Annotated in this window: 11 protein-coding genes; 5 read left to right on the top strand and 6 right to left on the bottom strand. The window is 60.5% G+C overall.

The annotated features are described in order from the left end of the window. Positions 1-180: 180 nt before the first annotated feature. The gene (locus NJC38_RS17460) at positions 181-549 is read left to right on the top strand and encodes a PilZ domain-containing protein (protein WP_253116177.1); all 369 of its coding nucleotides are present in this window, start codon (positions 181-183) and stop codon (positions 547-549) included. 5 nt (positions 550-554) lie between these two features. Here NJC38_RS17460 and radA read toward each other — a convergent pair whose 3' ends face one another. Then, entirely contained in the window at positions 555-1,922 is a 1,368-nt protein-coding gene (radA, locus tag NJC38_RS17455) for a DNA repair protein RadA (RefSeq protein ID WP_045493866.1), read from the bottom strand. A 196-nt stretch (positions 1,923-2,118) separates the two neighbouring features. On the opposite strand from radA, the gene mscL reads away from it, so the two are divergent. Next, the gene (mscL, locus tag NJC38_RS17450) at positions 2,119-2,553 is read left to right on the top strand and encodes a large-conductance mechanosensitive channel protein MscL (RefSeq protein WP_045483748.1); all 435 of its coding nucleotides are present in this window, start codon (positions 2,119-2,121) and stop codon (positions 2,551-2,553) included. A gap of 13 nt (positions 2,554-2,566) precedes the next feature. On the opposite strand, the gene NJC38_RS17445 is transcribed toward mscL, so the two are convergent. Then, positions 2,567-3,184: a transposase gene (locus NJC38_RS17445; RefSeq protein WP_253116175.1), complete on the bottom strand. Its 618-nt coding sequence runs from the start codon at positions 3,182-3,184 to the stop codon at positions 2,567-2,569. Between the two features lie 105 nt (positions 3,185-3,289). Further along, positions 3,290-4,066, bottom strand: coding sequence for a ferredoxin--NADP reductase (locus tag NJC38_RS17440; RefSeq protein ID WP_253116173.1), 777 nt, complete (start codon positions 4,064-4,066; stop codon positions 3,290-3,292). Between the two features lie 336 nt (positions 4,067-4,402). On the opposite strand from NJC38_RS17440, the gene NJC38_RS17435 reads away from it, so the two are divergent. After that, positions 4,403-4,636: a helix-turn-helix transcriptional regulator gene (locus tag NJC38_RS17435; protein ID WP_253116171.1), complete on the top strand. Its 234-nt coding sequence runs from the start codon at positions 4,403-4,405 to the stop codon at positions 4,634-4,636. A gap of 125 nt (positions 4,637-4,761) precedes the next feature. Then, the gene (locus NJC38_RS17430; protein WP_253116169.1) at positions 4,762-5,886 is read left to right on the top strand and encodes a class I SAM-dependent methyltransferase; all 1,125 of its coding nucleotides are present in this window, start codon (positions 4,762-4,764) and stop codon (positions 5,884-5,886) included. 283 nt (positions 5,887-6,169) lie between these two features. On the opposite strand, the gene NJC38_RS17425 is transcribed toward NJC38_RS17430, so the two are convergent. From NJC38_RS17425 to NJC38_RS17415, 3 genes are read right to left on the bottom strand one after another with little or no spacing between them, the layout of a single operon-like run. After that, on the bottom strand, positions 6,170-6,337 hold the full coding sequence (locus tag NJC38_RS17425) for a DUF2474 domain-containing protein (protein ID WP_084709853.1): 168 nt from the start codon (positions 6,335-6,337) through the stop codon (positions 6,170-6,172). A 12-nt stretch (positions 6,338-6,349) separates the two neighbouring features. Further along, positions 6,350-7,357 (bottom strand): cytochrome d ubiquinol oxidase subunit II, encoded by a 1,008-nt coding sequence (gene cydB / locus NJC38_RS17420; protein WP_045483757.1) that lies wholly within the window; start codon positions 7,355-7,357, stop codon positions 6,350-6,352. A 3-nt stretch (positions 7,358-7,360) separates the two neighbouring features. After that, positions 7,361-8,800, bottom strand: coding sequence for a cytochrome ubiquinol oxidase subunit I (locus NJC38_RS17415; protein WP_253116168.1), 1,440 nt, complete (start codon positions 8,798-8,800; stop codon positions 7,361-7,363). A 406-nt stretch (positions 8,801-9,206) separates the two neighbouring features. Between NJC38_RS17415 and NJC38_RS17410 the strand changes: the two genes are divergently transcribed. Continuing rightward, entirely contained in the window at positions 9,207-11,714 is a 2,508-nt protein-coding gene (locus NJC38_RS17410; protein WP_253116166.1) for an EAL domain-containing protein, read from the top strand. Positions 11,715-11,834 lie beyond the last annotated feature (120 nt).

Below are 11,834 nucleotides of genomic sequence, written 5' to 3'. Positions count from 1 at the left end.
TAATCAAAACGTAAAAAACCGCGGCCTAGAGCGTCCGGATCACGACTGACGGGCCTGTCGGCCAGCGCCTGCGGTGCAGGTAGAACTGGTCGGCGCTGCACTTCGGGTTTATCTTGATTGCACACGCGGTCTGTTACCCAGACCTGCCCGCTGACCCGCTCAGCCCGAGGAGTGCACGTGATGACCGATTCCCCCGCAGATCGCCGGCGCTTCAAACGTATTGCCTTCGATGCCAGGACCAGCCTGAGCCAGGATGAGCGGACCTGGGCAGTGCAGTTGCTCGACCTGTCACTCAAGGGGTTACTGATCGAGCGCCCCGAAGCCTGGGACGGCGACACCCGCCGTAACTTTCTGGTCGACATCCACCTGAGCGCCGATGCGACGGTGCGCATGGAAGTTCAGCAAACCCACGACGACAGCCAGCACCTGGGCTTTGTCTGCCAACATATCGGGCTGGAGTCGATCAGCCACCTCAGACGCCTGGTAGAGCTGAATCTGGCGGACCATGACGAGCTCGACCGCGAGCTGGCGGCGCTGATCGAAATCTGAACGGTTTATTCGAACAAGGCATCCAGGGCCTGTTCAAGGCGGGTGACGGCGACGACCTGCAAGCCGGCAAATCCCTCTTTGGGCGCATTGCCCTTGGGTACGATGGCACGCTTGAAGCCGTGCTTGGCTGCCTCCTTCAGACGCTCCTGGCCACTGGGCACCGGGCGCACCTCCCCTGACAACCCAACCTCGCCGAACACCAGCAGGTCATGGGGCAACGGCCGGTTGCGCAGGCTGGACATCACCGCCGCCATCAGCGCCAGGTCGGACGCGGTTTCCAGCACCTTGACCCCACCCACCACGTTGAGGAACACATCCTGATCGTGGGTCGGGATGCCGCCATGGCGATGCAGCACCGCCAGCAGCATGGCCAGGCGATTCTGATCCAGCCCCAGAGTAACCCGGCGCGGGTTGGCCATATGGCTGTCATCGACCAGTGCCTGCACCTCGACCAGCATCGGCCGGGTCCCCTCCCAAGTGGCCATCACTACACTGCCAGACACTTCTTCCTGGGCGCGGCTGAGGAAAATCGCCGACGGGTTGGAGACCTCCTTGAGGCCCCGGTCAGTCATGCCGAACACCCCCAATTCGTTGACCGCGCCGAACCGGTTCTTCACCGCCCGCAGCAGGCGCAGGCGGCCATCGGCTTCACCCTCGAAGTACAACACGGTATCGACCATATGCTCCAACACGCGCGGGCCGGCCAGCGCGCCCTCTTTGGTGACATGGCCGACCAGAAAGATCGCCGTACCGCTTTGCTTGGCATAGCGCACCAGCAGCGCGGTGCTTTCGCGAACCTGAGCCACACCACCGGGCGCCGATTGCAGCTGTTCGGTAAAGATGGTCTGGATCGAGTCGATGACCATGACCTTGGGTTGCTCGACCCTGGCAGTGGCAATGATCGACTCGATGCTGGTCTCGGTCATCACCCGCAGCTTGTCTTGCGGCAGCCCCAGACGCCGGGCGCGCATGGCCACCTGTTGTTGCGATTCCTCACCGGTGACATACAGGGCCGGCATGCTCTCGGCCAGATGACACAAGGTTTGCAGCAGAATGGTGGATTTGCCGATGCCGGGATCGCCGCCGATCAGGATCACCGAGCCATCGACCATCCCGCCGCCCAGCACCCGGTCCAGTTCGGTGGAGCGGGTAGAAAAACGCGGAATTTCTTCAACACTGACTTCGGCCAGGGTCTTGATCTGGGTCTGCGCCCCGGTCCAGCCACTACGCCCGCTGGGCGCCGCGGCTGCGCCGCTCTCCAGCACGGTTTCGACCAGAGTGTTCCACGCACCGCAGTCGGCACATTGCCCGGCCCATTTGGGAAAAGTCGCACCGCATTCAGTGCAACCGTACAAGCGCTTGGCTTTGGCCATGCAGCAAACCCCGCTGGCAAAAGCCGACATCATAACGCAGCCGGCCAGCAATACAGTTGGCCCGCCCGCCGGTGTTTTTGCACAGTTGGATAAAACTTGTCCGCTCGTGCCCGGTCGATTGCAGGTGCGGGGGGCAGACTGTCCCATGCTCTATTACACTGGAGCCGATCTTCTCATCTGTAACAAGGAATGACCCATGAGCATCGTTAACGAATTCAAAGCCTTCGCCGTCAAAGGCAATGTGGTCGATATGGCCGTGGGTATCATCATCGGAGCCGCGTTCGGCAAGATCGTCTCGTCGTTCGTCGGCGACGTGATCATGCCGCCGTTGGGCCTGCTGATTGGTGGTGTGGACTTCAGCGATCTGGGCGTCACCCTGCGTGCGGCGCAAGGCGATGCACCCGCCGTGGTCCTGGCCTACGGTAAATTCATCCAGACCGTGATCGACTTCCTGATTGTCGCCTTTGCGATCTTCATGGGCGTCAAGGCGATCAATCGCCTTAAACGCGAAGAAGCCAAGGCGCCGACAGTCAACAAGCAGGAGGTGCTGCTGAGCGAGATCCGTGATCTGCTCAAGGAGCAGAACAAACCTGCCGCCCCGGTGACCGTCGATCCGAACAAGCCGTTTTGACATCCTCCCCGTCCTAAAGGGCGGGGATTCCCACAACTGGACGCTCATGCCCGAGCGCGAGAATGTTCTTTGCGGCGTTGACGTCGCGGTCGTGGGTGGCACCGCACCCACAACAAGTCCATTCCCTTATTCCAAGCCCTGCGATACCTCTCGGCCTCGAGTCTGGCAATTGCTCGCAGCTCGAACAGGTTTGGGTGGTGTTTCTCTCGCTGACAACCTTGAAAACCGTGCCTGCGTGATCGCATTTGTATTCCAGCATGGTTTTCAATTGGCCCCAGCCGGCGTCCAGCACCGACTTGGCGATCCTGGTTTTCGCAAGTTTCAGTGAGTTCACATCGCCCACCACAATGACGCCACAACGCGCGACCAGCGCGTTGCTGAACTTATGCAGGCAATCCTTGCGGCGGTTCGCAATTTTGGCGTGAATCGCCCGCACACGGGCTTTCTTGCCGGCCCCGTTGGTGTACTTGTGAATGTCGAACGTCGACAGAAAACGACCGTGCTCACGAATCGAGCGACTGCTCAACTCGTTTACGTAGTTCCACACAAAATTCACAGCACGAGAAGTTTCACGCAGCTGCGCTGCGTGCTTGTCTCGCACTCGAACCTTGAGGGTTTTGGTCGCGTTCATTTCAGTCATGAAATACAGAATAGGGGCCGCTTTGCGGTGGCGCTTTCATCCCCCACCTGAAGGAAGGGGCTTTTCGCGCCAGCTTGGTAACCCGGCCGGCCGTGGTTACCAGTAGGTTTCCACGGCCACCTGCCCCGGCCTGCGGCTCAGGCTCAGGCTCATGCCACGCTGCTTGAGCAAGGCGCGGGTCTCGTCGACCATCTCGGGGTTGCCGCACAGCATCACCCGCGAATGCTCAGGCGTCAGCTCAAGCCCTGCGGCAGTTTCCAGGTCGCCGTTTTCGATCAGCGTGGTAATGCGCTCGTTCAGTGCTCCTGGGTGCTGTTCACGGGTCACTACCGGTAGATACAGGAACTTGTGGGCATATTCAGCCAGGTATTCGCGCTGGGTCAGTTCGTCGATCAACGGCTGATAAGCCAGCTCTTTGGCTTCACGCACGCTGTAGACCAGAATGATGCGTTCGAATTTTTCCCAGACTTCGAAATCCTGAAGGATCGACAGGAACGGCGCCACGCCGGTCCCGGTGGCCAGCAGCCACAGATCGCGACCGTCGACGAAGCGATCCAGGGTCAGGTAACCGTATGACTGTTTTTCGACCAGCAGTTGATCGCCTTCGCGCAGACGGCTCAGCTCACTGGTGAACTCACCGTCCGGTACCACGATGGAAAAGTATTCGAGAAACTCGTCATAGGGCGAGGACACCATCGAGTAGGCACGCCACACCGTACTGCCATCAGCCTTGGTGACACCTAGACGGGCAAACTGCCCGGCGCGAAAGCGAAAGCCAGCATCGCGGCTGGCGCGCAGGGTGAAAAGATTGGCGGTCAACGGGGTAACGCGCTGCAGCGTTTGCCGGGTGAACTTGTCTTCGCTGACGGTCATGGTGTGCTTGCGACTCCTGAACATGAATGGCTGGTCCCAAGTGTCCCGCAAATGCATGCCGATAAACACCACCTGTTTGTAGGGTCTGTCGCAGCCAGACAACCTTAGACTGTTTGGTTCTTGCCGCCCCGTCACGACGAGCAGGCCCGATTTCACCCAACTCGATGCAAGCTGAGCAGGCCGCGGCTTCCGCCAGGACACCCTCCTTTGAATACTTAAATAGCCATTACTCCATCCGTCTGGATGGATTTCAGCCCCATGGTTCCCGGGCGCTTTTTCCCTAAACTCAGAGAACCCCCTCACCCGGGATTTGCCAACACAAGCAGGGAGGCGACTATGGAGCCCGCCGCAACCGTATCACCACAACGTTCACCTGCCGTTGTCCTGACGCAGAGAGAAATCGAAATCCTCAAGTGGTCCGCCCAGGGCAAGACAGCCGCCGATATCGCAATCATCCTGCGTTTGAAGGAGCGAACCATCAATTTTCATATTGCCAGTGCCATTCATAAAATGGGTGTCTGCAACAAGACGGCCGCCGCTGTAAAGGCCGCCTTGAGCGGAATGTTCTGACCCGACAACTTTGCACCGCAATGGCAGGTGCCAAGGGTAAAAAGCACGTAGAATCACGCCCCTCAAGCCAGCCTGGGTCAAACCGGTCTAGCGTGACACTTGTCGTTTGCCCAGAGTTTCCTGCCATGCCCGTGCTCACCAGCCCTTTTGCCGAACTTGATCTGATCCGTCAGCCCGAACAACCCAACGAACCGCTGCAGGCGTTCGATGCGGCAGATGAGTACCTGCTCAATCATGTAGCCGAATATGGCCTGACCCTGCAAACCCGGGTCCTGGTGCTCAATGACAGCTTCGGCGCGCTGGCGACGAGCCTGGCGCCACACGCCACGGTATCGAGCAGCACCGACTCGGTTCTCGGTGCACAGGCGCTGGAAATCAACCTGCTGCGCAATGGCCTGAGCGCAGATGCGGTAACCTTGATTCCGGCCAGCGCGCCACTGCAAGGCCCGTTCGACTGGGTGCTGATCCATATCCCCAAGACCCTGGCCCTGCTTGAAGAGCAACTGATCCGCCTGCAAGGCCAGCTAGCGCCCGGTGCCAGGGTCGTGGCAGCGGCGATGGTCAAGCACCTGCCGCGCTCGGCCGGCGAGTTGCTGGAAGAGTATGTCGGCCCGGTCCAGGCCTCACTGGCGGTAAAAAAAGCCAGGTTGCTGTTTGTCACGCCTGAAGACAAAGAGCCCCAGCCTTCGCCCTACCCGACCCGCTACACGCTTGATGAACCCGCGCTGGAGCTGGTTAATCACGCCAATGTGTTCTGCCGCGACGGCCTGGATATCGGCACTCGGGCGTTCCTGCCCTGGCTGCCGAAGAATCTGGGCAAGGCACGGGTGGCCGACCTGGGGTGCGGCAATGGCGTGCTGGCCATCGTCAGTGCACTGAGCAACCCTGAGGCTCAGTACACGCTGGTGGATGAGTCGTACATGGCTATCCAGTCGGCAGCAGAAAACTGGCAAGCGGCGTGCGGTGACAGGCCGGTGACGCTGCGCGCTGCCGACGGTCTGGCGAATCAGGCGCATGATTCGCTGGACGTGGTGCTGTGCAACCCGCCGTTCCACCAGCAGCAGGTGGTGGGAGATTTCCTGGCCTGGCGGATGTTTTTGCAGGCACGTGCGGCGCTGGTGCCGGGCGGGGCGCTGTATATCGTTGGCAACCGTCACTTGGGTTATCACGCCAAGCTGGCGCGGCTGTTCCGCGATGTCGAGCAGGTGGCGGCGACGCCCAAGTTTGTGATTCTCAAGGCGCGGAAGTAGGAGCGGCGGGGCGGCGATCCGCTTTAGTCGCTCACGGGTCTTTAGAGCGATGGAAAATCCTTCATCGCGTTGACTGGGATGCAGGTTTCGCCCTGCGGGCGAACTTCCCTCCGCCCGGCACCCAAGTCGCGATTCGCGTCGTCTGTGCCATCTCGGTTCGAAGATCAAGATCAACGGCAACGGCTTATATGCAGGCAAAAAAAACCCTCCATCACAGCCTGATCAGGAGGGTAAAAAGCCGTGTCCACGAAACACGGGATGGGATAGAGCAATCAGGCAGCAATCAAGGGGTGGTCAGACCCGCTGCGCTCATGAACATGCGCATCAGGCTGGCGACGATGAACAGCGCCAGTACACTGCCGGCCCAGATCCCGGCCAGCCAGGCCAGACGTTGCCAGAGCGGTTTGTTGATGGCCGGGTCGGGATCATGCTGGGGATGTTTATCGGACATGACGGCGCTCCTTTAGTGATAACCGTCTTCTGCGGTCACTTTGCCGCGGAACACGTAGTAGCTCCAGAAGGTGTAGCCCAGGATGAACGGCAGGATGAATAGCGTGCCGACCAGCATAAAGCCCTGGCTTTGCGGCGGCGCGGCGGCTTCCCAGATGCTGATTGATGGCGGCACGATATTCGGCCACAGGCTGATGCCCAGCCCGCTGTAGCCAAGGAAGATCAGCAGCAGGGTAAGCAGGAACGGCGTGTAGTGGGCATTACGCGCCACCGCCCGGAACAGGCCAACCAGAGTGACCACCACCAGAATCGGTACGGGCATAAACCAGAACAGGTTCGGCAGGCTGAACCAGCGCTCGGCAATCTGCGGATGGGCCAGCGGGGTCCACAGGCTGACGATGCCGATCATTGCCAGCACGGCCAGCGCCAGCGGCCGGGCCAGATCATGCATGGCCTGCTGCAGCGGGCCTTCGGTCTTCATGATCAGCCAGGTACAGCCCAATAGCGCATAAGCCACGATCAGCGCCAGGCCACAGAAAATCGGGAACGGTGCCAGCCAGTCCAGCGAGCCGCCAGCGAACTGCCGGTCGACGACGGGCAAGCCCTCAATGAACGCACCCAGTGCCACGCCTTGAAAGAAGGTCGCCGCCAGTGATCCGCAGATGAACGCTTTGTCCCACAGGTGCCGCTTGGCCTCTGAAGCCTTGAAGCGGAACTCGAACGCCACGCCGCGAAAGATCAACCCGATCAGCATCAGGATCAATGGCAGGTACAACGCCGACAGCACCACCGAGTAAGCCAGCGGAAAAGCGCCAAACAGACCGGCCCCGCCCAGCACCAGCCAGGTTTCGTTGCCGTCCCACACCGGGGCGACGGTGTTCATCATCACGTCGCGGTCGCTGCTGTCCTTCATGAACGGGAAGAGAATGCCAATTCCCAGGTCAAAGCCGTCCATCACCACGTACATCATGATGCCGAAGATGATGATGACCGCCCAAAGCAACGCAAGATCGAAGCCCATGACTCAGTTGCTCCTGTTCAGGTTGGCGGATGCAACATCTGGCTGACCGTTTTCATCGGCAGCCGACAGCGGACGTGCCGGGGTACGAGGCTGACCGGGGCCGCCGCTGGGGGCGTGCTCGACATGCGGCTGCGGCCCTTTGCGCACCAGCCGCAGCATGTAGCCCAGACCGGCACCGAACAGCAGGAAGTAAACGACCACGAACAACACCAGGGTGATGCTCATCTGCACCACGCTGTGGTTCGACACCCCGTCAGCGGTGCGCATCAGGCCGTAGACCACCCATGGCTGACGGCCGATTTCGGTGGTGAACCAGCCGGCCAGGATGGCGATCAGGCCCGACGGCCCCATCCACAGGGCCAGGTGCAGAAACGGCCGCGACTGGTACAACGTACCGCGCTTGCGCAGCCACAGACTCCACAGCCCGGTAGCGATCATCAGCATGCCCAGACCGACCATGATCCGGAACGACCAGAACACCACGGTGGAGTTGGGCCGGTCCTCAGGTTTGAACTCCTTGAGCGCCGGCACCTGCTTGTCCAGGCTGTGGGTCAGGATCAGGCTGCCCAGATAGGGAATCTCCACAGCAAAGCGGGTTCGCTCCTGCTGCATGTCCGGCCAGCCGAACAGAATCAGCGGGGTCGGCTCGTCACCGACGTTTTCCCAGTGGCCTTCAATCGCCGCGATCTTGGCCGGCTGATACTTGAGGGTGTTCAGGCCATGAAAGTCGCCGACCACCGCCTGGATCGGCGCCACCAGCAGGGCCATCCACATGGCCATCGACAACATCTTGCGCACCGCCGGGTTATCACGGCCGCGCAGCAGGTGCCAGGCCGCCGAAGCACCGACGAAGAAAGCCGTGGCCACGAATGCAGCAATGGCCATATGCGCCAGCCGGTACGGGAATGACGGGTTGAACACCACGGCAAACCAGTCGGTGGGAATCACCCGGCCATCGACGATTTCGAACCCCTGAGGGGTCTGCATCCAGCTGTTGGAGGACAGGATCCAGAACGTCGAGATCAGGGTGCCGACCGCAACCATTATTGTGGAGAAGAAATGCAGGCCACGGCCGACCCGGTTCCAGCCAAACAACATGACGCCTAGGAACCCGGCCTCCAGGAAGAACGCGGTGAGCACTTCATAGGCCAGCAACGGGCCGGTCACTGCACCGGCAAAATCGGAAAAGCGGCTCCAGTTGGTGCCGAACTGATAGGCCATGACCAACCCGGAAACCACACCCATGCCGAAGTTGACGGCGAAGATCTTCAGCCAGTAGTGGTACAGGTCACGGTAGACGTCGTTGCGCGTCTTCAGCCACAAGCCTTCGAGCACGGCCAGATAGCTGGCCAGACCAATGGTGATGGCAGGAAACAGAATATGGAACGAGATCGTGAACGCGAACTGGATCCGGGCCAGGTCGAGTGACTCCAAACCGAACATAAGACTACCTCTCAGATGCTGCGGCTGTTGGCCTGGGCCAGCAGCGAGAACCCCACGGTCAGGGCGGTTGCTGCGTGCCGGACGGCTTTTGGGGAAGGCTCTCGGCACAAAGGGTCTGACGGGCGACGCACAACTTCGGTTCGATCGTTGTGACGTGCGTCAATCGGTGAGAGAAGATTAGCCCCTTTACGGGCTTTGACCGGCGTGGTGCGTTGTCGCGTGACCGGTTGTCCCATCCCCTTGGCGTTCGGCTTGAAGAGGTGTACGACGAACGGTCAGCCGTTTCGACGCTTGACATGGATGTTTGCGACGGCCCGTCCAAACACCCCTTTCCACCATGATGGCCCTATGCTATTGAGTAACTTGCCAAAGCCACTCCATCCCCCTGAAGTGTCACAGGACGTGCATGCCCATCACTCATAGCCTCTCCGAACTCTTCGTGCAGTCCATCGAGCAGGCTGGCAACAGCGTGGTAGTCAGCGATGCCGACAACTGCGTGGTGCTGTTCAACCAGGCGGCGGAGTTGTTGTGGGGCCTCAAACGCCACGAAGTCATTGGCCAGGATGCCAAGTGTCTATTGCCGCAGCCGGTGCACGGCTATTACCAGCAACAGGAAAACGGTGATGGTGAACTGCTGATCCTGCGCATCCCGCACCGCGATGGCGGCCAGCACTGGGGCTCGTTGTCGATCTCGCGGGTCGCCAGCCATGCACAGACCTACTTCGTCACCTCGATCAAGGACATCACCCGCCAGCACGAGGAGTGCGAGCGGCTGCGGCTGTTGTCGCTGGTAACCGATCACTCTGACAACGCCATTATCATCACCGACGAGAACTGGCGCATCAGCTACGTCAACGCCGGCTTCGAGCGCATGTCCGGTTATCGCTTCGATCAGGTCTGCGGCCAACACCCGACCGCGCTGCTCGCCCCCTATCTGAGCCATGAAGTGATACTTGCCGCTCGCCAGACGTTGAGCAACGGGCAATCGATCAAGACCGATCAATTGACCTGCATCCAAAATGGCGAACGGCTGTGGTGCAGCGTGGTGGTCAACCCGATTCTGGATAATCAGGGCCGGCTTCTCAATGCCGTCGGTATCCTGACCGACATCACCAGCACCAAGATGCACGAGATCCTGCAGCACAGCATGCTCAACGCCATGGTCCGGGAAGAGCCGCTCGAAGACCTGATGCTGCTGGCCTGCCGGGAGATCGAACGTATCGCCCCGGAAGTCACCACCTCGATGCTGCTGGTTGATGAAGAAGGGCTGCTGCATCCACTGGCCACCCACAGCCTGCGGGCCAGCTACTGCCAGAGCATGGAAGGCATCAGAATCGGCGAAGGCGTCGGCACCTGCGGCACTGCCGCGTTCCGCGGCCAGCCGGTGATCACCAAGGATATCGCCAGCGACCCGCTATGGGATGGCTACCGACACGTCGAACTGCCCGAGGGGCTCAAGAGCTGCTGGTCGACGCCGATCATGGGCGCCAATCAGCGAGCCATTGCCACGCTGGCGTTCTATTTCAAGGAAGTCCGCGGGCCGTCGGAATTCCATCAGCGTCTGGTGGACGTCATCGTGCCGCTCTGTGCGTTGGCCATCGAGCGTGAAAAATCCCGGGCTCACATCAGCCAGTTGGCGTTTTACGACAGCCTGACCGAACTGCCCAACCGCAGCCTGCTGCTGGCCAATACCGAGCAGGCGCTGCACGCTGCACAACGCAACAAGACTTCCCTGGCCGTGTTGTTCATCGACGTTGATCGCTTCAAGCAGGTCAACGACTCGTTCGGCCATCCGGCGGGCGATGAACTGTTGCAGGTCATTGCTCGCCGCCTGCAGGAAAATCGCAGCCAGAAGGACATCGTCGGGCGCCTGTCCGGTGACGAGTTCGTCGTGGTACTGCCTGACTGCGATAACCAGCGGGTCACCGAGCTGGTCGAGCAGATGAAGCTGACCATCGCCCAGCCTTGCCAGGTCGGCAACAGCCGGGTCTCGCCGTCAGTCAGTATCGGTGTGAGCATGTTCCCGGAAGACGGCCATGACATGGGCACGCTGATCCACCGGGCGGACATGGCCATGTATCAGGCCAAGAATGCCGGGCGCGGGCGGTTCAGCTTCTTCTGCCATGAACTGAACCAGCTGGCCCAGGAACGCCAGGCCATGGAAAACGCCCTGCAACAGGCCTTGCAGGACGGCGCTCTGGAGCTGCACTACCAGCCGCAGATCAATATTGCCGATGGCCGTCTGTACGGTGCCGAAGCGCTGGCGCGCTGGCACCACCCGCATTGGGGCCAGGTGTCTCCGGCGCGCTTTATTCCCTTGGCAGAAGAATGCGGGCTGATCGTTGAACTGGGCCTGTGGGCGATCCGCGAAGCCTGCCGGCAACTGGCTGACTGGCGAGGCAAAGGGGCCCAGCTGCCGGCCATTTCGGTGAATCTGTCACCCACCAACTTCCATGACCTGGCGCTACCGGCCATGCTTACCCAGTTGCTGGATGAACATCAGCTCAGCCCCGGCGACCTGACCCTGGAGCTGACTGAAAACATCCTGATGGACACCAACCCCAGCACGCTCAAAGTCCTCAACGACGTGCATGCGCTAGGCATTCGCCTGGCCATGGATGACTTTGGGACCGGCTATTCGAGCCTGAGTTATCTGCGGCAGTTGCCGATCCAGGAACTCAAGCTCGACCGCAGCTTTGTGATGGACCTGGAAAACGACGCCACGGCCCGCACCCTCAGTGATGCGGTGATCCATATAGGCAACAGCCTTAACCTGACCGTGGTCGCCGAGGGCATCGAGACCGAAGGTCAGCATGAAATCCTCAGGCAGCAGGGTTATCACGTCGCTCAGGGCTATCTGTTCTCCCGGCCATTGAGCGCACCGGACCTGGAACGCTGGCTGTTGGCGCGCTAAGCCACGATCGTGCTGTTTAGCGGACAATGATCGGCCATCGATCATCGCTGTGCAGCCAGTTGCGCGACTGGCTGGTATGATGCGCGGCTTTTTCCGAACCATAGAAAACCACAGGCGCTC

The organism is Pseudomonas sp. 21LCFQ010 (assembly GCF_024129905.1).
In the GTDB taxonomy this organism is placed as follows: domain Bacteria; phylum Pseudomonadota; class Gammaproteobacteria; order Pseudomonadales; family Pseudomonadaceae; genus Aquipseudomonas.
This window is presented reverse-complemented; position numbering and strand designations above follow the sequence as displayed.